The sequence below is a fragment of the Neorhizobium populisoli genome (assembly GCF_019430945.1).
GTDB lineage: Bacteria > Pseudomonadota > Alphaproteobacteria > Rhizobiales > Rhizobiaceae > Neorhizobium > Neorhizobium populisoli.
Genome location: NZ_JAHYCB010000002.1, coordinates 450,540 through 474,419, shown reverse-complemented (window position 1 = coordinate 474,419; position 23,880 = coordinate 450,540). Strand labels below are relative to the sequence as shown.

Sequence of the window (23,880 nt, the reverse complement as noted above, 5' to 3'; positions counted from 1 at the left end):
TAGCAAGGCTCTTGCTGCAAGCGTTTCGGCGACATGTATTCAGGCTTGCGCATTGCGGCGATCCGCGAAGAAAATCACAAAATATCGAGGTCGGGGATGCCTAAGCAGCGTCATGAAGCGGCCGTGCCCGTTCGATCCGTTCGACCTCCTTGGGATCGTGCATCGTGTTCCACAAGTCATTGCGGCGCTGGATGTTCAGCCAGAAATCCGGGCTATTGCCGAAGACACGGGACAATATGAGAGCCGTGGCAGCCGTCACGCTGCGCCGGTCCTTGCAGAGTTCGTTGACATGTTTGCGCGGCACGCCCATCGCCTCCGCCAACGCGGCCTGCGTCAAACTCATCGGTTCCATGAACTCTTCGATGAGGATTTCGCCAATGGAAGCCGGCTTGCGTTTGGTCGTCAACATCCGTTACCTCATCTATAGCTGTGATCGTCGAGATAGATGTCCCGGGCCTCGCCCTACGACCCATCCCAGCGAAATATCAATCGCCGTTGCTGATTTACCCGGATGGAACAGTAGCCATCCAGATTGCCTCGCAATCTTTCGAAATGATTGCTGGGTGGCACCCGCAAGTCGCGATCGCTCGTAGCGTCATCAATCATCTGCAATTTGCGAAAAAGGCGGCCTTCGATATCCGACGGTATCTTCTTCGAATGAACATCATTGACGAAGAATTCGTGGAGCCAATCTTCTTTGAAACCGACAATCACAGCCGCAGCTCCACTCATTGACCCAATGTACCGTACCTTGGTACAATTTTCAATCCATTCTCTCGCGCGCTTTTGGAACAGGATGGTTCGCAATCGTTTCTTGATTGCAGGCGGGATCAAAAATAACTCAGTCTAGAGTTCAACCGTCCATCGAAGGTCGATTCCGTTATGGCCAAGCCGAATATCCTGATCGTCATGGTGGACCAGTTGAACGGGACGCTGTTTCCGGATGGGCCGGCGGACTGGCTGTATGCACCGCATCTGAAGGCGCTGGCCGCCCGCTCTGCGCGGTTCAAAAACAATTATACGTCCTCGCCACTTTGCGCCCCTGCCCGCGCTTCCTTCATGGCCGGGCAATTGCCGAGCCGGACGCAGGTCTATGACAATGCGGCCGAATATATCTCCTCGATCCCGACCTTCGCGCATCATCTGCGTCGCGCCGGTTATTACACAGCGCTCTCCGGCAAGATGCATTTCGTCGGGCCGGACCAGCTGCACGGTTTTGAAGACCGGCTGACGACCGATATCTATCCGGCCGATTTCGGCTGGACGCCGGATTACCGCAAGCCGGGCGAGCGGATCGACTGGTGGTATCACAATCTCGGTTCGGTGACCGGTGCCGGCGTCGCAGAGATTTCCAACCAGATGGAATATGACGACGAAGTCGCCTTCCTCGCCAACCAGAAGCTCTATCATCTGGCCCGCGAACGCGACGATGTTGAGCGCCGGCCGTGGTGCATGACCGTCTCCTTCACCCATCCGCACGACCCCTACGTGGCACGGCGGAAATTCTGGGATCTCTATGAAGGCTGCGAACATCTTCTGCCCGAGGTCGGTAACATGCCGATCGAAAGCCAGGACCCGCATTCGCAGCGGATCATCTTCTCCTGCGATTACAAGAATTTCGAGGTGAGCGAAGAGCATGTCCGCCGCGCGCGGCAGGGGTATTTCGCCAATATCTCCTATATCGACGAGAAGGTCAGCGAGCTTGTCGACACGCTGACACGGACCCGGATGCTCGACGATACGCTGATCCTGTTCTGCTCGGACCACGGCGATATGCTGGGCGAACGCGGGCTGTGGTTCAAGATGAATTTTTTCGAGGGTTCGGCGCGCGTGCCGCTGATGATCGCCGGGCCGGGCGTGCCGCCTGCCCTGCACACGGCGCCGGTTTCCAACCTCGACGTGACGCCGACGCTCTGCGACCTTGCCGGCATTTCCATGGACGAGATCAAGCCCTGGACCGATGGCGAGAGCCTGAAGCCGATGATGGACGGCGCGCCCCGCATCAGCCCGGTGCTGATGGAATATGCGGCCGAAGGGTCCTATGCGCCGATGGTCGGCATTCGCGAGGGCAAGTGGAAATATATCCATTGCGAACTCGACCCGGAACAGCTTTTCGATCTCGACTCCGATCCAAGGGAACTGAACAACCTTGCCGGCGATCCGGCCCATGCCGATATCCTCGAAGGTTTTCGCGCCAAACGGAAAGCCAAGTGGGACATGGCCGCCTTCGATGCGGCGGTGCGCGAAAGCCAGGCGCGGCGCTGGGTGGTCTACGAGGCGCTACGCAATGGCGCCTATTACCCCTGGGATCATCAGCCGCTGCAGAAGGCTTCGGAGCGCTACATGCGCAACCATATGAACCTCGATATTTTAGAAGAGTCAAAGCGTTATCCCAGAGGGGAGTAACGGGGAGAATGACAATGAAAGCCCAACCGATCGCCAGCCATTTCATCGACGGCGAATATGTCGAGGATACCGAAGGCACCGTCATCGAAAGCCTTTATCCAGCGACCGGCGAAGTGATTGCCCGGCTGCACGCGGCGACACCTGCCATCGTCGAAAAGGCGATCGCGGCGGCAAAACGTGCCCAGCCGGAATGGGCGGCGATGAGCCCTACCGCGCGCGGCCGCATCCTGAAGCGGGCCGCCGAGATCATCCGCGAACGGAACCGCGAGCTTTCGGAACTCGAGACGCTCGATACCGGCAAGCCGATCCAGGAAACCATCGTCGCCGACCCGACCTCGGGCGCCGACAGTTTCGAATTTTTCGGCGGCGTGATCGCTGCAGGCATGAACGGCAGCTACATCCCGCTCGGCCGGGATTTCGCCTATACGAAACGGGTGCCGCTCGGCGTTTGCGTCGGCATCGGCGCCTGGAACTATCCGCAGCAGATCGCCTGCTGGAAGGGTGCGCCGGCGCTGGCCGCCGGCAATGCGATGGTGTTCAAGCCTTCGGAAAACACACCGCTCGGGGCGCTGAAGATCGCCGAAATCCTGATCGAGGCAGGCCTGCCCAAGGGGCTCTACAACGTCATCCAGGGTGACCGGGCGACGGGACCGCTGCTCGTCAACCATCCTGACGTCGCCAAGGTCTCCCTGACCGGATCTGTGCCGACCGGGCGCAAGGTGGCCGCGGCCGCCGCCGGCAATCTCAAGCATGTGACGATGGAGCTCGGCGGCAAGTCGCCGCTGATCGTGTTCGACGATGCGGATATCGATTCTGCCATCGGCGGCGCGATGCTCGGCAATTTCTATTCGACCGGCCAGGTCTGCTCCAACGGCACGCGCGTCTTCGTGAACCGCAAGGTGAAGGACACATTCCTGTCCCGCCTCAAGGAACGGACGGAAAAGATCATCATCGGCGATCCGATGGACGAGGCGACGCAGCTCGGCCCGATGGTGTCCTTCGACCAGCGACAGAAGGTGCTGTCCTATATCGACAAGGGCAAGACGGAAGGCGCCACGCTGCTGACCGGCGGCGGCATTCCGAACCATGTGACCGGTGAAGGTTATTACATCCAGCCGACGGTGTTTGCCGACGTGACGGACGGCATGACCATTGCGCGCGAGGAGATCTTCGGGCCGGTGATGTGCGTGCTGGATTTCGATGGCGAAGCAGAGGTGATCGCCCGCGCCAATGCCACCGAATTCGGCCTGTCAGCGGGTGTCTTCACCGCCGACCTGACGCGCGGGCATCGGGTCGCGGATCGACTGGAAGCCGGGACCTTGTGGATCAACACCTACAATCTTTGCCCGGTGGAAATTCCCTTCGGTGGGTCGAAGCAGTCCGGTTTCGGGCGAGAGAATTCGCTTGCGGCGCTGGAGCATTATTCGGAGCTGAAGACAGTTTATGTCGGCATGGGGCCGGTCGAGGCGCCTTATTAAGGTGATCCGCTATCCGGTACGCTACAGGGGATAAAGAGATCTTGGTCGATCAGAGAAAATGGGCATGAACCATCTTCAAATCTTACGGTGATCCGATCAAAACCGTCAGGATTTTCAGCAGCGATAACTTCAGCAACTTTATCCTGCAGGTCTGTGTAATGCCCCCAGATAAAAGTCCCGAATGCGAGTTTAACCTTTGCACCAATCCTGTAGTTCCTCATCGCAAATCTCCAGCTAGGGAAAAAATTTCAATTGAAACATCATGCCATCGAATGGTTGTTCTGGATTCCATGTTGAGGCGACTTGTTCACTCAAAACTGCTCTGAGGCGTGAAAGGCTTACAATGCAGGCAGATTTCGTCATCATCGGTTCCGGCTCCGCGGGCTCGGCCATGGCCTATCGTCTATCGGAGGATGGCAGGCATTCGGTGATCGTCATCGAGGCGGGCGGGTCGGATTTCGGGCCGTTTATCCAGATGCCCGGCGCGCTGGCCTGGCCGATGAGCATGAAGCGTTACAACTGGGGTTATCTTTCCGAACCCGAGCCGAACCTCAACAACCGCCGCATCACCGCGCCGCGCGGCAAGGTCATCGGCGGATCGTCGTCGATCAACGGGCTGGTCTATGTCCGAGGCCATGCGGAGGATTACAATCGCTGGGAAGAGCTTGGCGCGAGCGGCTGGGCCTATGCGGATGTGCTGCCGTATTTCAAGCGCATGGAGCACTCCCATGGCGGTGAAGAAGGCTGGCGCGGCACAGACGGACCGCTGCATGTCAAACGCGGGCCGGTGACCAATCCGCTGTTTCATGCCTTCATCAAAGCGGGCAGCCAGGCCGGTTTCGAGATGACCGAGGATTATAATGGCTCGAAACAGGAAGGTTTCGGGCTGATGGAACAGACGATCCATCGCGGCCGTCGATGGTCTGCCGCCAATGCTTATCTAAGGCCGGCGCTGAAGCGGCCGAATGTCGAACTCGTTTATGGTTTCGCCAACAGGATCGTTATCGAGAACGGCCGCGCGGTCGGCGTCGAGATCGAACGGCGCGGCGCGACCGAAGTGATCCGGGCAAAACGCGAGGTGATTGTCGCGGCCTCTTCGTTCAATTCGCCCAAGCTGCTGATGCTCTCCGGCATCGGCCCTGCCGAACATCTGAAATCGATGGGCATCGAGGTAAAGGCCGACCGGCCTGGCGTCGGCGCCAATCTGCAGGACCATATGGAATTTTACTTCCAGCAGGTCTCAACCAAGCCCGTGTCGCTTTATTCCTGGCTGCCGTGGTTCTGGCAGGGGGTGGCGGGTGCGCAATGGGTTCTGTCGAAAGGCGGGCTCGGCGCTTCAAACCAGTTCGAAGCCTGCGCTTTCCTGCGTTCGGCGCCGGGGTTGAAACAGCCGGATATCCAGTATCACTTTCTGCCCGTCGCGATTTCCTATGACGGCAAGGCCGCCGCGAAAAGCCATAGTTTCCAGGTGCATGTCGGCTACAACCTGTCGAAATCACGCGGATCAGTGACCCTGCGCTCCGCCGATCCCAAGGCCGAACCGGTGCTGCGTTTCAACTATATGAGCCATGCCGAAGACTGGGAAAAATTCCGCCACTGCGTGCGGCTGACCCGCGAAATCTTCGCCCAGAAGGCCTTCGATGACTATCGCGGACCGGAAATCCAGCCGGGCGAGAAGGTCGGGACGGATGACGAGATCGACGCCTTCCTGCGCGAACATCTGGAAAGCGCCTATCATCCCTGCGGCACCTGCCGCATGGGCCGTGCCGACGATCCGATGGCGGTCGTGGATCCCGAATGCCGGGTGATCGGCGTCGAGGGCCTGCGGGTAGCGGATTCATCGATCTTCCCGCATGTGACCTACGGCAATCTCAACGGCCCGTCGATCATGACCGGGGAGAAGGCGGCAGATCATATTCTCGGCCGGCAACCCTTGCCGCGCAGCAATCAGGAGCCTTGGGTCAATCCGCGGGCGGCGGTGAGTGACCGATAATCAGTGATATACGGGACGCGAACTCCCGGCATGTCGGCTGGAAAATCCTTCGTATTCCTAGTTACCAGCAGCATCGAGTGGAGATCGGCGCTTGCCCAGATAATCGCATCTGGTAATTTCATTCTACGTTGCTGACGAAGCAATACCGCTCTCTCGGCGACAGCGTCATCGAGTGGAATAATTTCAAGTGCGTTCAGAAACTCTCGTGTCACTACGGCAAGATGCGGTGGCACTCCCACCAAAACCTCGATCCAAGTCACGATGCTGATACTCGGACTGTCGTATCGCTCGAACTCCTTGCGCCCTTCAGGTACGGAATTCAGATAATCGACGATAATATTGGTATCCAGAAGCGCCCGGTCGCTCACCATTCACCGCGGACTTTTTGCTGGAAGTCGAGGCCGTCGACCACCCGATCACCCCAAAGGCCAAATCCCTCAGCCCGCGTCTGCTTGTCGCTCTTCTGCAGGAAAGCATGGATAGCGCGCTCGATCAGTACAGATCGAGATACGTTCTCCTTTTGCGCTAAACGATCAAGCGCTTCCAGCTCCGTATCCAGCAATTCGACAAGCGTCTGCAAGAAAACCTCCAACGGTATCGCAATCAATCATACTAAAAATAAGATGGCGATGCCAGATTACAAAAAGCCTATCCATCTTCCGGCAACTACGGCTGCAATCCAGATTGTTATCGAAAACCAGGCAGACAGTCGCATCACCGATCGAGGTTCGCTGTCGGCCAAAATAGCCCGCCAGCCTTGCGAGAAATGAACAAGCGCCGCATTTAAAATGCCAAGTCCAACAAACCCGATCTTCGCCAGAAAAGCCGGGTTCTGCGCATATTCCACCGGCTTCACGCTAAAGAGACAGAGGCCTGTGGCAATCGCGATCAGCACCCCTGCCCCGGCCAGTCTCGACAGATAGGGCGCCATCACAGCCAATGGCAAGTTGCGCGCCAATCCCAGAATCCGTAAATCGAGCGCCAGGATCGCTCCGAACAAAACCGAGATGCCGAGGATATGCGCGGCATTGACCAGCAGATAAAGCGTCGAGGACGCGATCAGCGCTCTAGCGAGCGGCGTTTCGGCGAGCGGCGCGAGGAACTCCATCCCTCGTCCACTCAGTTCGTCTTGATCCGCTCCGGATAGATGTCGAACGTCTTGCCGGACACGGTGATGCGCACCGCTTTCAGCCGCTTTTCGGTGCGGTCCTCGGAGCGGTTGCCGGTGGCAATGATCTGGTCGCCGACCTTGGCCTGGCCTTCCAAGAAACCGGAGCGCTGGGTCTGGTTCGGGTTGCCGAGTTCGACACGCCAGAGGCCGTCCTCGGCGCGGATTTCCAGCGTTGGATGTGGCGGGGCGAAGGAGATCGAGTGGATGGTGCCCTTGAGGTCGATCTGGTCGGCCTCGGCCCAGGACCAGCCGTGATGGGCGGCGGCAGTGCCGGCGAGTGCTGTGGCGATCGAGGTGGCGGCGAGAATGCCGGTGATCGAAAGGCAGGGTTTGATCGAAAGGCGGGTCATGGCGGCTCTCCTTTGTCTGCAGGGATCATATCCCAAAAGATGTGGAGACAAAAAGCCGTGACCAGAGGTTTCACGGCTTATTGAAGCGGCCGACGGCTGAGAGGATCAGTTGGTTGCGAGGATCGCGGTGGCGCGGTCGACGATCAGCCGGTTGAGCGCGCGATAATCGCCGTCGAAATGATGGCCGCCTTCGCGGGCCAGCACCTGCGCTCCGGAAATCTCCTGCACGGCCGGGCAGGCACTGTCCGGTTCCTTCAGGCCATGGATGCACTGGATCTTGCGCGGTTCGACCTGCTGCAGGTCGTCGACCGGATCGCCGTATTTGCCGGCGCCGGCAAAACCCAGCCAGCCGGTCACGTCGATCTCGAAATCGGCATGGTGCGACAGCGCCAGAAGCGACATCAGGGTGACGGCCTGTTTGTCCTCATCCGGCAGCAGCCGATAGGTAGCGGGCAGGATGTTGGCGCCGAAGGAATAACCGATCAGCACGACATTATCGACCTTCCAGCGGCGCTTGTAGGTCTCGATGATGCGCGTCAGGTCCGCGGCGGTCTGCTCGGGTGTCTTCTCGGTCCAGAAATAACGCAGCGCATCGACGCCGACGACCGGAATGCCGTCTTCTTTCATATAGGCGCCGAGCTGCTGGTCGATATCGCGCCAGCCGCCGTCGCCGGAATAGATCACCGCCATCATATTGTGCCGCGGCTTCACCTCGATCGGCACGATCGGCAGGGCAAGCGGCGATACGGAGCGGGCGAGCTGCGCGACGATCGACGAAATCCCCTCTTCCAGCACCGTTTCCTGCGTATCGGATGCCTCGGTAAGCTGAACCGCGGGATGGCTTTCCTTCAGGTTTTCCGCATGGATACGGCCGGCGGCATCGGCCTTGGGGCTGAACAGGATCTTGACCGGATTGGGCAGCTCGCCCTCGCTCAGCCCGTAGACGATACCGTCCGAGGCCGGCGTCTTGTCGGCAGGCGTGCAGAGAACGGTCGAGAGCGGAATGGCGGTCTGCGGATCGACGGCCAACGTTTCGGCAATCGTCGAATCCGGCGTCTGGGCGGCGATCGCCAGCGCCAGCGTGCCGCCGCTACCGATGCCGGCGACGATGGGCGGATGGTAGTCGATCACATCCGCCGAGCGATGCAGCTGCCGGCTAAGGTCCTCGATATCGGAAACGAGATAGAGACATTCGTCGTCGCGCTTCTGCAATGCGGCGTAATAGTCCGGCAGATCGACACCGACCACCATGGCGCCCTGGCGCGCCAGGGATTCGGAAGCGCGTTCCTCACGATCCGACCAGCCGCCTTCGTCCGAGATCAGCACGACGACGCTTTTCGGCTTGCCTTCCGGATAGGAAATGCGGTCGGTCGGCAGGCTCTTCGTTTTCAGTTCCGGATCGGAAACCACATGGAAGATGGCGGCTGCCAGCGTGATGCCGGCAAAAATGATCGGCAGAGCCTTCATTTACGCAGCAGGCCCTTCAAGCCGCCGCCGATCAGCATGGTGACGTCCAGCATGGAAATCATCGGCATGCCGCGGCCGGCGACTGCGAGGTAGCGCGGCTGCCAGTCCGGGCTGAACTTGTCCTTGAACAGCTGCACGCCGCGGAAATTGTAGAACCGGCCGCCATGCAGGTAGATGCGTTCGCCGACATGGTTCCAGAGCGGCGCCTTGTTATGCGTGGAGAGGCCGGAGAGCGGCGCCATGCCGAGATTGAGTGTCTGGAAGCCGGCGGCCTTCATGTGTTCGATGATGCGCACGAGCAGCAGGACCATCGTGTGCTGGTGCATGCCCGGCAGATGGCGCATGAGGTCGATGCAGGCATCGCCCTCGGCAGCGGTCGCAAGAATGTTGATGAAGGCGATGATGCGGCCTTCGAAGCGGATCACCGCAACCGGACCGGATGCGACATAGGCGGAGGTGAAGGTGCCGAGCGAAAAGCCCTTTTCGGCGGCGTTCTGCACCGTCAACCAGGTATCGGAAACAGTCAGCAGCTCGTCGAGAATGGCCGGAACGCCCTCCGGCTCGACCATCGAGAATTCGAGACCGTCCCGAACCGCCTTGTTGACCGCGCGGCGAAGACGGACGCGTGTGCCGCCCTTGAGGTCGAAATTCGCCAGATCGACAACCGCCTGCTCGCCGAGCTTATAGGGCCGCAGCCCGACATCGACGGTGTAAGGCAGGAAATCTGCGGAAACCTGATAAAACACCGCCCGACAGCCAGCTTTCCGGGCAGTCTCCATGAACTTGATCACCAGACCGGACCAGGCAGAACGCGGACCGACCGGATCGAACAGCGCGATCCAGGAGCGTCCCTGCTGGGCATACATGATGAAAGCGGTGCCGCAGTCGGAAAACAGGATTTTCTTGTCGCCGAGGCGCACCAGACCGGCGCTTGCATTCGGCTGGGTAGCCAGAATTTCGATGGCGCGATCCATATCGTCGCCGCTTGGCGGCTTGCGGCAGGGTGCCGGGCGACGCAGGCGGCTGGTGACGATAGTGCCGACCAGCAGGGTCAGCGCAAGACCGGTCGGGATGGGCAGGCTATGTCCGGAGACCAGCAGCCCCCAGCCGAGACGAGCCAGCACTTCCTCGAGAAACAGAAAGACCGACAAGGCCAGCGCGCAAACCAGCACGCCTAAAAACACGATGTCGTTCCGTTCGGGAATAATTCTATCCACGAGGACCTTGCCGACCGCAATCGCGAAATGGGTAGGCTTAGCCGGCGCGTGGATCACGGCCTCGGCAGTTTCGTCTAGGTGGGCAATATCTGCCATAGGTTACCCGTCACGATACAAACAGCGCATCTGCTCATGGCCCTATCCCTAAGGCCGAGGCTTGCGTTCGTGAGGTGTGTACCCCGACTTCACAAAGGAAAAATTGACGCATATCAATTTCGAAAAACTTTCCGTGATTGCGCTTAAAACGCCACGCAGCAAAAGCGTAAAAAACGGGTGCGGTGCGGCAGAGAACTGTTTTTCGTCAATCGGACTTGCGTTCGGGGGCAGATCGGCAAATAAGCGGGTCAGAATATTGGTCTTTCCCATGTCTGCCTCCTATCGCAAATCGAAGATGTTCCGCCGTTCCCGTGTCATGCGGGGATCCTGGCGGGTGTGGAAACCGCGGATCGTCTTCTGGATCGGCGCAATTGCCATCGGCGTGGTCAGCGTCGGTTTCGCCTGGGCGGCGGACCAGTCGCATCGACTTTTCGAAGCCATTACCGGGACCGGTTCCTATGGATTTCTGCTTCCGCTTGTTCTGACGCCCTTGGGTTTTGCGCTCTGCGCCTGGCTTGCGCTCTCTGTGTTTCCGAATTCGCAGGGCAGCGGCATTCCCCAGGCGATCGCCGCGCGGCACCTGCGCGAGGATAAAGACCGGAGCGGTCTGCTGTCTCTCAGGCTTGCCGTCGGCAAGATCGTGCTGACGATCATCGGGCTGTTCTGCGGCGCCTCGATCGGCCGTGAGGGACCGACGGTGCAGGTCGGCGCCTCAATCATGCTGGCCGCCGCCCGGTTCGGCGGCATGGCGCAGGCGCGCGGGCTGATCCTTGCCGGCTCGGCAGCGGGCATTGCGGCGGCGTTCAACACACCGCTTGCCGGCATCGTCTTTGCGATCGAGGAGATGAGCCGCACTTACGAATCCCGCGCCAACGGACTGGTGCTGACCGCAGTCATCCTGTCGGGTCTCGCCGCACTCGGACTGGTCGGCAGCTATACCTATTTCGGCGAGACGTCGGTCATGGCGATCTCACGGCTCGACTGGCTGATGGTGGCGGTCTGCGGCATTTGCGGCGGGGCGCTGGGCGCGGCCTTCAGCGCCGGCGCATTGCGGGCCTCGCAGCGCGTGCGCCGCTGGGCGCATCCCAATCCGTTGAAACGCATGGTCGGGCTTGCCGCCGTCTGCGGGCTGGCGGTCGCTACGATCGGCATCATCTCGGGCGGCGAGACGTTTGGCACCGGCTATGATCAGGCGCGTGCGATGCTCGAAGGCGATCCCATCTCCCCGGTCTTCTTCATCGAGAAGCTCGGCGCGACATTCCTGTCGATGATCTCCGGCATTCCGGGCGGGATTTTCGCGCCTTCGTTGTCGGTTGGTGTCGGCATGGGCGCAACGCTGGCGGCGATCTTCGGCTCCAGCATCGCGCTGTCGGCCCTGCTGGGCATGGCAGGCTATTTCGCCGGCGTTGTGCAGGCGCCGATGACGGCTTTCGTGATCATTATCGAAATGACCGGCGACCACGAGGCGGTGATCCCGATCATGGCCGCCTCGATGCTCGGCTATATCACGTCGCGCATGCTTTCGCCGGAGCCGTTGTACCACGGGCTTTCACGCGCGTTCATCGCCGCCGGCATTCGCGCCAGACGGGCTGATGGGCGGACGGTCGCGTAGGACTTACTTCCGGAAAATCTTCCAGCGGGTCGGGCGGAAGCGGACTTCGCTGCCGAGCTCGACGGGTGCATGCAGCGGCACTTCCACCTCGACGTGATAGGGCGGGTGGCCGTTATTGGCGATGTCGATCTCGGCAATGCGGGTGCCGGCGAGACGGCGTGAGGCGGTTACCTTGCCAAACAGCGCGTCCTGCGTGTCGATCAGGTTCACATCTTCCGGACGGAAGAAAAGCTCCCCTGCCCCGTCCCCTGTTTCAGAAATGCCGATCGGCTGGCCCTGGAACAGCACCGTGCCGTCCTTCACCTCAACTGGCAACTGCGAGGACTCGCCGATGAATGAGAACACGAAGGGAGATCCCGGCCGGTCGTAGACATCGTCCGCCGAGCCGACCTGCTCGATCTTACCCTGGCTCATGACAACGACGCGGTCGGCGAGTTCCAACGCTTCTTCCTGATCGTGGGTGACGAAGACAGTGGTGTGGCCGGTGCGATCATGGAATTCGCGCAGCCAGCGGCGTAGTTCCTTCCTGACTTTCGCATCGAGCGCGCCAAAAGGTTCGTCGAGCAGCAGGATGCGTGGTTCGATCGCCATGGCGCGCGCGAGTGCCACGCGCTGGCGCTGGCCGCCGGAAAGCTGGTTCGGGTAGCGCTTTTCGAGGCCGCCGAGCTGCACCATGTCGAGGAGGTTGGAGACACGCTTGCGGATTTCGGTCTTTGGCGGGCGGCTCGAAGATGGGCGGACTTTCAGGCCGAAGCCGATGTTTTCCGCCACCGTCATGTGCCGGAACAGAGCGTAATGCTGAAAGACGAAACCGACATTGCGCTCCTGCACCGAATGGTGTGATGCGTCTTCAGCGCCGAAGAAGATTTGTCCCGCAGTCGGGAAATCGAGGCCGGCGATCAGGCGCAGGAGCGTCGTCTTGCCGGAGCCGGACGGGCCGAGCAGCGCGATGAGTTCGCCGGAGCCAATCTTCAGCGATACGTCGTTCAGCGCCGGGAAGCGTTCGAATTCCTTGCGGATATTGTTGATGGTGACTTCCATGAGCGGGAATCCTAATGGCGACCGCCGGCATTGCCGGCACCGAACCGAAGTTCGAGAAGGGTTTTGAGGGCAAGCGTGACGAGCGCCAGGGCGGCCAGCAACGAGGCAACCGCGAAGGCGGCGACCATGTTGTACTCATTATAGAGTATCTCGACATGCAGCGGCATGGTGGTGGTGATGCCGCGGATACGGCCGGACACGACCGAAACGGCGCCGAACTCGCCCATGGCGCGGGCGTTGCAGAGCAGCACGCCGTAAAGCAGGCCCCATTTGATGTTCGGCAGTGTCACATACCAGAAGGTCTGCCAGCCAGACGCGCCGAGCGACAGCGCCGCCTCCTCATCGCCCGTGCCCTGGTCCTCCATCAGCGGGATCAGCTCGCGCGCCACGAAGGGGAAGGTCACGAAGACCGTAGCCAGCACGATGCCCGGCACGGCGAAGAGGATTTCGATGCCCCAGCTCTTGAGCAGCGGCCCGAGCAGGCTGCCGGAGCCGAACAGCAGGACATAGACCAGGCCGGAAATGACCGGCGAGATCGAGAACGGCAGGTCGATCAGGGTGATCAGGAAGGCCTTGCCCTTGAACTCGAACTTGGCGATTGCCCAGGAGGCGGCCAGGCCGAAAGCCAGGTTCAACGGTACGGCGATGGCGGCAACCATCAGCGTCAGATGAATGGCGGCAGCGGCATCCGGTTCGATCAGGGCTTCGTAATATTCACCAATGCCCTTGCGAAAGGCTTCGACGAAGACCGAGACCAGCGGCAGGAACAGGAAGAAGCCGAGGAACGCCAGCGACAGCAGGATGAGCAGGATTTTGGCAAGCGGACGCTCGTCGGCGGGGCTGCGGAATTTGGGTTGGGAGGAGCGGGACATAATCTAGCTTCTCCTCTGCAATTTGGCGCCCTGGATTCGGCGGTGCGGCTTTCCCTTCTCCCCATCGGGGAGAAGGTGGCCCGAAGGGTCGGATGAGGGGGCCAAATCCTCTGTCGAAGATATAGAGAATGAAATAGGGCCCATATCCCGGAGCCCTCTCATCCGCCTGCCGGCACCTTCTCCCCGATGGGGAGAAGGGAAATGCGGCACCGACATCCCCTCCATCTCGCAGGCAGGAGCCAAGAGAGCTGCTTTGTGTGACTGAATTCCGAACGAAACACTAAGCATTCCCATACCTCCTCCTGCTCCACGCCTGGATGAGGTTGATGACAAACAGCATCGCAAACGAGATCAGCAGCATGATCGTCGCGATCGCCGTCGCACCCGCATAGTTGAACTCTTCCAGCTTGATGACGATCAGCAGCGGCGCGATTTCGGAGACATAGGGAATGTTGCCGGCGATGAAGATGACCGAGCCGTATTCTCCCACCCCGCGCGCAAACGCCAGCGCGAAACCGGTGAGGATGGCGGGCGTCAGCCCCGGCAGGATGACCTTGCTGATCGTCTGGAAACGGTTGGCGCCAAGCGTTGCAGCTGCTTCTTCCATCTCGCGGTCGAGCTCTTCCATGACCGGCTGCACGGTGCGAACCACGAAAGGCAGGCCGATGAAGATCAGCGCGATGACGATGCCGAGCGGCGTGAACGCGATGCGGAACGGCATGAACAGCGAACCGACCCAGCCCTGTGGCGCATAAAGCGCGGTGAGTGCGATGCCGGCAACCGCTGTCGGCAGCGCAAACGGAAGGTCCACCATGGCGTCGATCAGCCGGCGGCCGGGGAAATTGTAGCGCGTCAGCACCCAGGCGACGATCACGCCGAAGACGACATTGACGAGCGCTGCGACGAAGGCCGTGCCGAACGAGACGTAAAGCGCCCGCAGCGTCCGGTAATCCATCAGGATCGCCATGAAGCCGCCAGGCCCAAGCGCTGCGGTTCGCCAGAACAGGCCGGCGATGGGAATGAGGATGATCAGCGACAGGTAGGCGAGCGAAAAGCCGAGCGTCAACCCGAAACCCGGGATGATGCTCGGCCGTTTCAATCGCCACCGCGCGCGAGCGACAGCGGCGGTAGCAGTCATTATATATTCCGACCCTTACTTTGCTTTATTCACTTCCCGGCAGGCTTGTAGATCTGGTCGAAGATGCCGCCGTCGCCGAAGTGTTCCGGCTGAGCCTTCTTCCAGCCGCCGAAGATCGGATCGTCGATGGTAACGAGCTTGATCTGCGGCAGGGCTTTCAGAAGTTCCGACTTGACCACTTCGGGCTTGGACGGGCGGTAGAAATGCTTGGCCGCGATGTTCTGGCCTTCGTCCGAATAGAGATAGTTGAGATAGGCTTCAGCGGTCTTGCGGGTGCCGCGGGCATCGACGACGCTGTCCACCACGGCAACCGGCGGCTCGGCCAGGATGGAGATCGGCGGGACGACGATTTCGAAAGCGTCCTTGCCGAATTCCTCGCCGGCCAGATAGGCCTCGTTTTCCCAGGCGAGCAGCACGTCGCCGATCTGGCGCTGCGCAAACGTCACCGTCGAGCCGCGGGCGCCGGTATCGAGAACCGGGGCGCGTTTATAAAGCTCGCCGACATAGGCCTTGATCTTGGCCTGATCGCCCTTGAATTCTTCGTTCGCCCAAGCCCAGGCGGCGAGATAATTCCAGCGAGCGCCGCCGGAGGTTTTCGGGTTCGGCGTGATGATCTGCACGTCGCCCTTCACCAGATCGCCCCAGTTCTTGATACCCTTCGGGTTGCCCTTGCGAACGAGGAACACGATGGTCGACGTGTAAGGCGAGGCGTGGTTCGGCAGGCGGTCGCGCCAGCCAGCCTTGATCTTGCCGGTCTTCTCAATGGCGTTGATGTCGCTTTCCAGCGCCAGCGTCACCACGTCGGCTTCCAGCCCGTCGATGACCGAGCGGGCCTGCGCACCGGATCCGCCATGCGACTGGCGCACCGTCACCGCATCGCCGCCCTGGGCCTTCCAGTATTTGGCGAAGGCCGCGTTGAAATCCTTGTAGAGTTCACGGGTCGGATCGTAGGAAACGTTGAGCAGCTGCGTATCGGCAAAAGCCGGCGCTACGGAGCCGACGGTCAGGGACAGACCGAGAGCGATTGCACCCAATTGTTTGAGCAGACCTTGGGCAAAATTAGGCATGGAAGTTCCCTCCTGTGGTTCTTCCAAAACACTATCGGTTAGGTCGTCTTAGTCAATCGAGGCCGAAAAGATGGCAAAACTGTTTCCCTCGATAGGGTAGTCGCCGCAAAGAAAGCGTCAATGGCCGCATGCGCGACAGAATGAGCGACGCGGGAAAAGGTTGGATCGGGCAAAGCCAATCCACGAGAATTCGCCCATAAGCGCCGCCTGGGAGCCCTGCGAGAGGTCTATTCCGCGGGCAGTGATCCGCTGCGTCGTCACTTGCGAGGAAATCCCAACGACATTACTTCTAGGAGCATAAGCGGCAGACACCCTCCCTGGTGATGCCGCCGCGAGGCCCCAGGAGGCATCTTATGGTCGATCCCATCGTTCCGGTTTCAGGCACAGCAGCGTCACGAGCCACCCAGGTCGACAGAAGCCTGTCGATCGCGGAGCCGGACAATGCCTGGGTTGCCGCGCGGCAATCGAAGATTACCGCTGGGTTGGAATCCTTCCAGGCGGCGGTGGTTCATGGCGAGAAACACGTTCCTCATCCGGAGCACTCCCACGACCAGAGCCATGTTGATCCGGACGACCGCCATACACACGCGAGGCACGAGCACGATCCGTCACCGGAATCCGAAGCAGCCGAGGACGCGCAGGACAGCCACACCCTGTCCGGTGAAAGCGATCGGATCGGCACGACGAATTTCGACGACGACACACCATTCGGCGATCGTAGCGCCATACTTTGATCGCCTGATCGGGGCGGGACTGCGGTAATTCCAGCCGAACTGCGCAGCAATGCGACCGGCCAATGATGCTCATTCCGGAACGTGCGCTGGACGAAAAGACACCAGCTATTTCGCATCGGCCGACCGCGCCTATATATGGCTCTGATTGAACCGGCGTCCCCGATTCACCGAGACACGACTACGGAGTTCTGACATTGAGCGTTGCCTTCATGAAGGAAGAGAGTGCCGAAACCGCTTCGGAAACCCTCCTCCCCGACCGTCCGGTTTCCCCGCACCTGAATCTCGTGACCGAAGCGGGACTGAAGGCGCTGGAGCGGCAGCTTGCCGAAGCGCGCGCGGCCTATGAGGCGACCAATACGATCGAGGACGTCAACGAAAAGCGCCGTCAGGCGGCCGGACCGATGCGCGACGTGCGGTATTTTGCAGAGCGGGTGCGGACGGCGCAGGTCGTGCCGGAACCGGCATCGAACGACGTCGTAGCCTTCGGCGGCACCATCACCTTCGAGCGCGAAGACGGGCGAGTGCAGACCTATCGCATCGTCGGCGAGGACGAGGCCGATCCGAAGGCGGGATCGATCTCCTATGTCTCGCCGGTGGCACAGGCGCTGTCGGGCAAGGCCATTGGCGACGTCGTGACTGTCGCGGGGCAGGAACTCGAAATCACCGCCATTTCCTGATGATCTGGTTCCTGATGGTCTGGCAGGCATGAGACGCCTTTCCCGGCGACGGTTATTGAACATCGGCGCACTCGGGACCTTATGCGCCATCGGCGGCGACAGGATTGCGAGGGCAAGGATATTGGAAGACGACAGCTTCAAGCAGGAGGTCATCGAGGTGTTGCGCCGGCACCACCCCGAATGGGTCCCGGAAGACAATGCCGACCCGATGCTGATCGCGGTCGGCACCAAGCGCATTTCGCTCGATAATAACTTTCTTATCGTCCGAGACATGACCGGCGGCGAGCGAGAAGATGCCATTCTGGACTTCCTTGAAACGACCCTGGACACTTCGAAAAAGCCGGAGCCGGAAAAGACGGCCTATGCCGAGGCGAAGGACCGGCTGATGCCGCAAATCGTTCCGGCCGAATTCAAAAACCAGCTATCCGGCCTGATGACGCGGCCGTTCCTTTCCGGGCTCGATGTCGGTTATGTGCTCGACGAGGAAAAGCGCTACAGCCTGTTGCGCGATCCGGTGCTGGCCGCCTGGCATATCCACCGCCAAGCGCTCGAAACCCAGGCCTTTGCCAATCTCGAGGCATTGGCGGCCCGGCAGGAACTGGTGGCAAAGCAGGGGCAGGAAGGCGCTCTGTTTGCCGCCGGAGACGATTCCTTCGCGGCGGCCCGGCTGTTGCTCCCGGATTTCATGGCACGGGTGCGAAAGGTGCTCAATGCGCCGCACATCTTCGTCGGCATTCCGAACCGGGACTTCATCCTAGCCTGGTCGCCGGATTTTTCGCGCCGCAAAGGTTTTGCCAAAAAGATCGCCGAGGACCTGACGACGGAGCCCTATCCCTTGACCGCGGACTTGTTCGTTTCGTCGGACGCCGGTATCCGGCTGGCGACGGCAGAGGAAGCATATGATCATGGGCGTTAGCCAATCGCCACCTTTCATGGTGCGGAAGACCTCATGAAAACCGTCAGGATCGCGGCGGCACAGACACCGGAAATCAGGAACGACATTCCCGCCGCCCTCGCCTGCCTCAACGATTTTGCCGCGCAGGCCGAGGCGGAAGGCGCTCGCCTGCTCTGCTTTCCGGAAGGTTTCCTGCAAGGGTATCTGCTGGACGAGGCTTCGGCGCGGCGGGTTGCGCTCGATCTGGCATCGCCGGAATTTGAAACGGTGCTGCGGCAGTTTCCGCAAACCGGCCCGACGATCGTCGTCGGCATGATCGAGGCCGCGGAAGGGCACCTGTTCAATACGGCACTGGTGATCGAGCAGGGCAAGGTCGCCGGCCGCTACCGGAAGGTTCACCTGCTTGGCGGCGAGACGATTTTCGAAGCGGGCACAGGGTCCAATATCTTCGAGATCGATGGCCTGCGGTTCGGGATCAACATCTGCTACGACACGAATTTTCCGGACGCTGCCCGCGGTGTCGCCGATCTCGGCGCCTCGCTGATCGTCTGCTGCGCCAACAACATGATGCCGCGGGCGAAGGCGGAAATCTATCGGGACGTCCATAATTCGGCGCGTGGCGAGCGTTGCCGCGAGACGGGGTTGTGGCTCGTTTCGTCGGATGTGACGGGGGAAAGAGATGGCCGCATCGCCTGGGGGCCAACGGCGGTGCTCGATCCGGAGGGACGAGTCGTGGCGCAGCTTCCGCTGGATGAGCCGGGATTGCTGGTTTTTGATTTGCCGGTTGGGGAATGAAGTCAGACGCGTGCCTCTATGTCGGCGCGGCCGCGGTTGCTTCTACGCCTTCCCCCTTCTCCCCTCGGGGAGAAGTGCCGAGCAAAGCGAGGCGATGAGGGGGCTCCGAGTACGGACGGTCGATGGATCGGCGGGTGCGGCCCCCTCATCCGTCCCTTCGGGACACCTTCTCCCCGCGGGGAGAAGGGAAAGGCGGCTTCGCGCGACAACCTACCGCTCGTAGCGCTCGCGCATTCGCTTGAGAAATGCCTGGTTATCGAATGACTTAGGCTCGCCAGATTGCTCTCCGGCAATCAGCGCATCCTGCAAGGCTTTGATGCGTGCTTGTTCTTCGAGCTTGCTCACGCCGTCAGCAATTCTCTGACCGGCGCATCCTTGACGTCCCCTGCCCCTTCGACCGCATCGGCGATCGTCGTGTTGAACAGCACATCCCGCGTCGCATCCGCCACCCGCGCAAACACGTGGCGGATTTCGCAGAGGTGTTCGCCGTCGCAATCTTCGCATTTGCGGTATGCGGTCTGGGAAAGGCAGGGCAAAGGCGCGATCGGGCCGTCGACGAGGCGGAGAACTTCGCCGAAGGTGATGGCGTCGGCGGGTTTCAGGAGAAGATAACCGCCCTGCTTGCCGCGCTTGGAGACGACGATGCCGGAGCGCTTGAGGTCGAGCAGGATCTGTTCGAGGAATTTCTTCGGAATGCTTTGCTGAAGGGCGATCTCGGAAATCAGCATCGGCGCATCAGGATCGGCCTGCGCCAGAGCTGCCAGCGCTCTGAGCGCGTATTTCGCTTTCTGGGATATCATCACGCAACCATTAAACGGCAGCGCCGCCGCGAGGGAATTTATCCTCACGGCGCCGCTCGATCAGCTCTATCTCAAGGGCATCCACGGTTCGCCAGGATCGGCGCTCAGGGCTGCATGCATGCCGACCCAAATCTCGGCCCGCCTGCATACATCCGGGATAGCTCAAATCATGAGAAAATACAAACCAATGCAGGGGTTTGAGGCCGCAAAAATGGTCACGATTGGTTAAGGCGGCAGGTTTTCTGTGCGATGGACGCTTTGGAGAGATATTTGCTCTTCCGCCCCGCGGGAAGAAACGGGTTTTCCTGTCCTTTTGCGCGCATTGCCCGAATAATCAAGCAATCGCTCACGAAAGACTACCCGATGACAGTCCATGAACCCGCCAGCCAGGATTTCCTGGCTTCGGCTGCTGATATCGATACCAAACTCGCCAGCCTCGATCTTGCCGGGCGCCTTGCCCTTGCAGCCCAGCTGGGACGCGCCGTCTTCACCACCTCCCTCGGCATCGAAGACCAGGTGATTACCGCCGCGATCGGCACCCATCGCCTGCCGATCGAAGTCTCGACACTGGAGACCGGCCGCCTGTTCAAGGAAACCGTCGATCTGATCGGCGAGACGGAAGAGCGTTACGGCATCGACATTCGCCGTTTCGTGCCGGAGCAGGACGATATCGATGCCTATGCGGCTCAGTACGGGCTGAACGGTTTTTACGACAGCGTCGAGGCTCGTCACGCCTGCTGTCATGTGCGCAAGCTGAAGCCGCTCGCCAAGGCTCTTTCCAGCACCGACATCTGGATCACGGGCCTTCGCCGCGGCCAGTCGGGCAACCGCGCCACGACGCCGTTTGCGGAATATGATGCGGAACGTGGCCTGTTGAAGATCAATCCGCTGGCCGACTGGGACATCGAGACGATCAAGGCGCATGTCGCCGCGGAAGCCATTCCGGTCAATCAGCTGCATGGTCGCGGTTATCCCTCAATCGGCTGCGAGCCGTGTACGCGCGCCATTAAGCCGGGCGAACCCGAACGTGCCGGCCGCTGGTGGTGGGAAAACGACGAGAAGCGCGAATGCGGCCTGCATGTGCCGGAAACCGCTTCGGAAGCCTCCCCGATCAACGGCCGAACGTGAATGGAGCTGCCCCTCACCCTAACCCTCTCCCCGCGCGCGGGGAGAGGGGACGTGCCTCGCTCAACGCTAGCGAGGGACGGAAAGGGCGCTGCTTTCGCCCTTCTCCCCGTCAAAACGGGGAGAAGGTGCCGGCAGGCGGATGAGGGGCAAACCGCCCGACGAAAGCCGCCACCTTTTGTGTTTGTTATCTAGACTGCTCGGAGACTGAAATGCCCCTGTCAGTACAGGAAACGGAAGTGAAGAACCCGCCCGTTTCCAGACCGCCGCTCGATCCGCATCTGAAAGCCCTCGAAAACGAAGCGATCCATATCTTTCGCGAAGTGGCGGCGGAATTCGAAAAGCCGGTGATGCTTTATTCGATCGGCAAGGATTCATCCGTCCTGCTGCATCTTGCCCGAAAGGCCTTTTATCCCGGCCGCGTTCCCTTCCCGCTTCTGCATGTCGATACGACCTGGAAGTTCAAGGAAATGATCGCGTTCCGCGACGAGATCGCTCAGAAATACGATCTCGACCTCGTGGTCCACACCAATCAACGCGGCAAGGCGGAGGGCGTGACGCCCTTCACCCATGGTTCGGCGCTTTACACCGACATCATGAAGACCGAGGCGCTGAAGCAGGCGCTGGATGCCGGCGGTTACGACGCGGCCTTCGGCGGTGCGCGGCGCGACGAGGAAGCCTCCCGTGCCAAGGAGCGCATCTATTCCTTCCGCACGCCGGACCACAAATGGGACCCGCGCAACCAACGCCCGGAACTGTGGAACGTCTATAACGGCATGATCAAAAAGGGCGAGAGCGTGCGCGCCTTCCCGCTCTCCAACTGGACGGAAGTCGATATCTGGCGCTACATCCAGGCGGAAGACATCCCGCTCGTGCCGCTCTATTATGCCGCAGAACGCCCCTATGTGGAGCGCGACGGCATGATGATCCTTGCCGAAGATCCACGGCTTCAGCTTCTGCCCGGCGAGACCGTGCAGCGCGGCTCGATCCGCTTCCGCACGCTCGGCTGCTTCCCGCTGACCGGTGCCATCCGCTCCACGGCTTCGAACCTCGAAGAGGTGATCGCCGAGCTGGAAATCGCCACCGTTTCCGAACGCCAGGGCCGCGCCATCGATCGCGACCAGTCCGGCTCGATGGAAAAGAAGAAGCGCGAAGGATATTTCTGAGATGACCGCAACAGCCAATAACGCTTCGGCGACCATCCTCCCTTTCGCGGAACCGGCCAAGGCGGTGCGCGACACCCGCCCGCTGCGCCTGATCACCTGCGGCTCCGTCGACGACGGCAAGTCGACGCTGATTGGCCGCCTGCTCTGGGACACCAAGGCTGTCAAGGAAGACCAGGCGGCGACGCTGGCACGCGACTCGGGTAGCCAAAACGATCTCGGCCTGCCGGATTTCGCGCTTCTGCTCGACGGCCTGCAGGCCGAGCGCGAACAGGGCATCACCATCGACGTCGCCTACCGTTATTTCGCCACCGACCGGCGCTCGTTTATCGTCGCCGATACGCCCGGCCATGTTCAATATACCCGCAACATGGCGACCGGCGCCTCGACTGCCGATCTCGCAGTGCTGCTCGCCGACGCCCGCGCTGGCCTGCTTGAGCAGACCCGCCGTCACGCGACAATCGCAGCGCTGATGGGCATCCGGCAGTTCGTACTGGCGGTCAACAAGTTCGATCTGGTCAATTACGACCGCGCCATCTTCGAGCGGATTTCCAACGAGTTCCGCGAATTCGCTCTGTCGCTCGGCGTGCGCCAGATCACCGCCATTCCGATGTCGGCGCTGAAGGGCGAGAACGTCGTCTACGCGGCCTCCTCGGCCATGCCGTGGTATGAAGGCCCGACACTGGTGGAGGCGCTGGAACTGGCGACGGTTCGCTCCACCCAGGCCGGCGGTTTCCGCCTGCCGGTGCAGCGCGTCTCGCGCCCCGGCGAAAGTTTTCGCGGTTATCAGGGCACGGTCGCGGGCGGCTCGATCAAGCCGGGCGACAGCGTTGCCATCCTCCCGGCCGGCACGATCGCCAACGTCAAGCAGATCGTCACTTTCGACCTCGTGCGCAATGCGGCGGTTGCCGGCGATGCGATCACGCTGGTTCTCGACCGCCAGGTGGACGTGGCGCGCGGCGACGTGATCGTCTCGCTCGACGGCCAGCCGATGGTGGGTCACGAATTCGACGCGCAGCTCGTCTCGCTGCAGCCGGGCGGTATCGAGCCCGGCAAGCGTTACTGGCTGAAGAGCGGCGCGCGGCGCCAACGGGTGACCATCGAGCCGGTGAGCCAGCTGGAGCTTTCCACCGGCAACTGGCAGCCACATGCCTCCGTGCTCGACATGAACGCCATCGGCAAGGTGCGCCTTTCCTTCGAGGAGCAGGCCGTGTTCGACACCTACGAACAGAACCGCGCGACCGGCGCCTTCATCCTGATCGATCCGGATACGCTGAACACGGTGGCCGGCGGCATGATCACCGCCAAGCGCGGCGACCTCGGCGGCATCCACCAGACCCGTTCGGCCGACGGCCAGCGCGTGCTGCTGTCGCTGCCGGCCGACCTTGCCGAACAGCTGATGGCGAGTGAACTCTTCGCCAGCCGCCGCGACGAAACCGAAATCCGCCGCCTGACCGCCAAGCAGGCCGCCGAGATCTTCACGAACGCGGCGAGCGATATCTGAACCTTCGAAAGTTCAATCGGAAACAAGAAAGGGCCTTAACGGCCCTTTTCTATTTGATCGCCGACGAGAGCGGGCTGCCTGCAGTGATTTTGCGGCAGGACACCCTACCCTCGCCTCATGCCATGGGCAGAGGCCATATGGGATCAATGGCAATTTTTACGGATGATCTGTTCGGGAAGTAAACCGCCTTTCGGCATAAGGCTTTTCGGGTGGCCGGAGTCGAGTGATTCGACACTCGACCCTACGTCCCGAACGGAAGAAGCTTCGCGAAAACTTACC

The 23,880-nt window shown here is 60.9% G+C and carries 27 protein-coding genes; 11 read left to right on the top strand and 16 right to left on the bottom strand.

Annotated features, from left to right (window positions below; all coding sequences use genetic code 11):
* Positions 1-100: 100 nt before the first annotated feature.
* Both KX729_RS06475 and KX729_RS06470 read right to left on the bottom strand, forming a co-directional pair.
* The gene (locus tag KX729_RS06475; RefSeq protein ID WP_219741604.1) at positions 101-409 is read right to left on the bottom strand and encodes a HigA family addiction module antitoxin; all 309 of its coding nucleotides are present in this window, start codon (positions 407-409) and stop codon (positions 101-103) included.
* 53 nt (positions 410-462) lie between these two features.
* A complete protein-coding gene (locus KX729_RS06470) occupies positions 463-714 on the bottom strand; it encodes a type II toxin-antitoxin system RelE/ParE family toxin (RefSeq protein ID WP_219741603.1) in 252 nt (83 codons plus the stop codon).
* Positions 715-882: 168 nt separating this feature from the next.
* On the opposite strand from KX729_RS06470, the gene betC reads away from it, so the two are divergent.
* Complete coding sequence (gene betC, locus KX729_RS06465; protein ID WP_219741602.1) at positions 883-2,406, top strand: choline-sulfatase; 1,524 nt, start codon at positions 883-885, stop codon at positions 2,404-2,406.
* A 14-nt stretch (positions 2,407-2,420) separates the two neighbouring features.
* Positions 2,421-3,884 carry a betaine-aldehyde dehydrogenase gene (gene betB / locus KX729_RS06460; RefSeq protein ID WP_219741601.1) on the top strand — a complete coding sequence of 488 codons (1,464 nt, stop codon included), beginning with the start codon at positions 2,421-2,423 and terminating at the stop codon, positions 3,882-3,884.
* Here the strand turns inward: betB and KX729_RS06455 are convergent.
* A complete protein-coding gene (locus tag KX729_RS06455; RefSeq protein WP_219741600.1) occupies positions 3,881-4,105 on the bottom strand; it encodes a hypothetical protein in 225 nt (74 codons plus the stop codon). The genes betB and KX729_RS06455 overlap by 4 nt on opposite strands.
* A gap of 122 nt (positions 4,106-4,227) precedes the next feature.
* On the opposite strand from KX729_RS06455, the gene betA reads away from it, so the two are divergent.
* The gene (gene betA / locus KX729_RS06450) at positions 4,228-5,877 is read left to right on the top strand and encodes a choline dehydrogenase (RefSeq protein WP_219741599.1); all 1,650 of its coding nucleotides are present in this window, start codon (positions 4,228-4,230) and stop codon (positions 5,875-5,877) included.
* On the opposite strand, the gene KX729_RS06445 is transcribed toward betA, so the two are convergent.
* The 7 genes from KX729_RS06445 to KX729_RS06415 all read right to left on the bottom strand — a co-directional run bounded on the left by KX729_RS06445 (position 5,832) and on the right by KX729_RS06415 (position 10,448).
* The gene (locus KX729_RS06445; protein WP_219741598.1) at positions 5,832-6,248 is read right to left on the bottom strand and encodes a type II toxin-antitoxin system VapC family toxin; all 417 of its coding nucleotides are present in this window, start codon (positions 6,246-6,248) and stop codon (positions 5,832-5,834) included. The genes betA and KX729_RS06445 overlap by 46 nt on opposite strands.
* Complete coding sequence (locus KX729_RS06440) at positions 6,242-6,457, bottom strand: ribbon-helix-helix domain-containing protein (RefSeq protein WP_219741597.1); 216 nt, start codon at positions 6,455-6,457, stop codon at positions 6,242-6,244. The genes KX729_RS06445 and KX729_RS06440 overlap by 7 nt, the downstream gene beginning before the upstream one ends.
* Positions 6,458-6,514: 57 nt before the next feature.
* Positions 6,515-6,985 (bottom strand): DUF6644 family protein, encoded by a 471-nt coding sequence (locus KX729_RS06435; protein ID WP_219741596.1) that lies wholly within the window; start codon positions 6,983-6,985, stop codon positions 6,515-6,517.
* An 11-nt stretch (positions 6,986-6,996) separates the two neighbouring features.
* Positions 6,997-7,398, bottom strand: coding sequence for a DUF6152 family protein (locus KX729_RS06430; protein ID WP_219741595.1), 402 nt, complete (start codon positions 7,396-7,398; stop codon positions 6,997-6,999).
* Between the two features lie 105 nt (positions 7,399-7,503).
* Complete coding sequence (locus KX729_RS06425; protein WP_219741594.1) at positions 7,504-8,865, bottom strand: AcvB/VirJ family lysyl-phosphatidylglycerol hydrolase; 1,362 nt, start codon at positions 8,863-8,865, stop codon at positions 7,504-7,506.
* Complete coding sequence (locus KX729_RS06420; RefSeq protein ID WP_219741593.1) at positions 8,862-10,178, bottom strand: phosphatidylglycerol lysyltransferase domain-containing protein; 1,317 nt, start codon at positions 10,176-10,178, stop codon at positions 8,862-8,864. The genes KX729_RS06425 and KX729_RS06420 overlap by 4 nt, the downstream gene beginning before the upstream one ends.
* Before the next feature lie 48 nt (positions 10,179-10,226).
* Positions 10,227-10,448: a hypothetical protein gene (locus tag KX729_RS06415; protein WP_219741592.1), complete on the bottom strand. Its 222-nt coding sequence runs from the start codon at positions 10,446-10,448 to the stop codon at positions 10,227-10,229.
* On the opposite strand from KX729_RS06415, the gene KX729_RS06410 reads away from it, so the two are divergent.
* Positions 10,447-11,790 carry a chloride channel protein gene (locus tag KX729_RS06410; protein WP_219741591.1) on the top strand — a complete coding sequence of 448 codons (1,344 nt, stop codon included), beginning with the start codon at positions 10,447-10,449 and terminating at the stop codon, positions 11,788-11,790. The two genes, KX729_RS06415 and KX729_RS06410, sit on opposite strands and share 2 nt — an antisense overlap.
* A 3-nt stretch (positions 11,791-11,793) precedes the next feature.
* Here the strand turns inward: KX729_RS06410 and KX729_RS06405 are convergent, their stop codons facing one another.
* The 4 genes from KX729_RS06405 to KX729_RS06390 form a co-directional block, all read right to left on the bottom strand.
* Positions 11,794-12,831, bottom strand: a complete 1,038-nt coding sequence (locus KX729_RS06405; protein WP_219741590.1) for a sulfate/molybdate ABC transporter ATP-binding protein — start codon at positions 12,829-12,831, stop codon at positions 11,794-11,796.
* Between the two features lie 11 nt (positions 12,832-12,842).
* Complete coding sequence (gene cysW, locus KX729_RS06400; protein ID WP_219741589.1) at positions 12,843-13,703, bottom strand: sulfate ABC transporter permease subunit CysW; 861 nt, start codon at positions 13,701-13,703, stop codon at positions 12,843-12,845.
* A 280-nt stretch (positions 13,704-13,983) separates the two neighbouring features.
* Positions 13,984-14,841 (bottom strand): sulfate ABC transporter permease subunit CysT, encoded by an 858-nt coding sequence (cysT, locus tag KX729_RS06395; RefSeq protein ID WP_219741588.1) that lies wholly within the window; start codon positions 14,839-14,841, stop codon positions 13,984-13,986.
* 29 nt (positions 14,842-14,870) lie between these two features.
* Entirely contained in the window at positions 14,871-15,908 is a 1,038-nt protein-coding gene (locus tag KX729_RS06390) for a sulfate ABC transporter substrate-binding protein (protein ID WP_246617430.1), read from the bottom strand.
* 353 nt (positions 15,909-16,261) lie between these two features.
* Here KX729_RS06390 and KX729_RS06385 point away from each other — a divergent pair, with 353 nt between their 5' ends.
* The 4 genes from KX729_RS06385 to KX729_RS06370 all read left to right on the top strand — a co-directional run bounded on the left by KX729_RS06385 (position 16,262) and on the right by KX729_RS06370 (position 19,009).
* Entirely contained in the window at positions 16,262-16,642 is a 381-nt protein-coding gene (locus KX729_RS06385) for a hypothetical protein (RefSeq protein ID WP_219741587.1), read from the top strand.
* Positions 16,643-16,836: 194 nt separating this feature from the next.
* Complete coding sequence (gene greA, locus KX729_RS06380) at positions 16,837-17,319, top strand: transcription elongation factor GreA (RefSeq protein ID WP_219741586.1); 483 nt, start codon at positions 16,837-16,839, stop codon at positions 17,317-17,319.
* 55 nt (positions 17,320-17,374) lie between these two features.
* On the top strand, positions 17,375-18,235 hold the full coding sequence (locus KX729_RS06375; RefSeq protein ID WP_219741585.1) for a DUF1444 family protein: 861 nt from the start codon (positions 17,375-17,377) through the stop codon (positions 18,233-18,235).
* A 33-nt stretch (positions 18,236-18,268) separates the two neighbouring features.
* Positions 18,269-19,009: a carbon-nitrogen hydrolase family protein gene (locus KX729_RS06370; protein ID WP_219741584.1), complete on the top strand. Its 741-nt coding sequence runs from the start codon at positions 18,269-18,271 to the stop codon at positions 19,007-19,009.
* A 210-nt stretch (positions 19,010-19,219) separates the two neighbouring features.
* On the opposite strand, the gene KX729_RS06365 is transcribed toward KX729_RS06370, so the two are convergent.
* Positions 19,220-19,354: a type II toxin-antitoxin system ParD family antitoxin gene (locus tag KX729_RS06365; RefSeq protein ID WP_312990551.1), complete on the bottom strand. Its 135-nt coding sequence runs from the start codon at positions 19,352-19,354 to the stop codon at positions 19,220-19,222.
* A complete protein-coding gene (locus KX729_RS06360; protein WP_219741583.1) occupies positions 19,351-19,809 on the bottom strand; it encodes an RrF2 family transcriptional regulator in 459 nt (152 codons plus the stop codon). The genes KX729_RS06365 and KX729_RS06360 overlap by 4 nt, the downstream gene beginning before the upstream one ends.
* A gap of 363 nt (positions 19,810-20,172) precedes the next feature.
* Between KX729_RS06360 and KX729_RS06355 the strand changes: the two genes are divergently transcribed.
* The 3 genes from KX729_RS06355 (at position 20,173) to cysN (ending at position 23,601) form a co-directional block, all read left to right on the top strand.
* A complete protein-coding gene (locus KX729_RS06355; RefSeq protein WP_219741582.1) occupies positions 20,173-20,937 on the top strand; it encodes a phosphoadenylyl-sulfate reductase in 765 nt (254 codons plus the stop codon).
* Between the two features lie 209 nt (positions 20,938-21,146).
* Positions 21,147-22,100: a sulfate adenylyltransferase subunit CysD gene (gene cysD, locus KX729_RS06350; RefSeq protein ID WP_219741581.1), complete on the top strand. Its 954-nt coding sequence runs from the start codon at positions 21,147-21,149 to the stop codon at positions 22,098-22,100.
* 1 nt (position 22,101) lies between these two features.
* Positions 22,102-23,601: a sulfate adenylyltransferase subunit CysN gene (gene cysN / locus KX729_RS06345; protein WP_219741580.1), complete on the top strand. Its 1,500-nt coding sequence runs from the start codon at positions 22,102-22,104 to the stop codon at positions 23,599-23,601.
* The last annotated feature ends 279 nt before the right edge of the window (positions 23,602-23,880 follow it).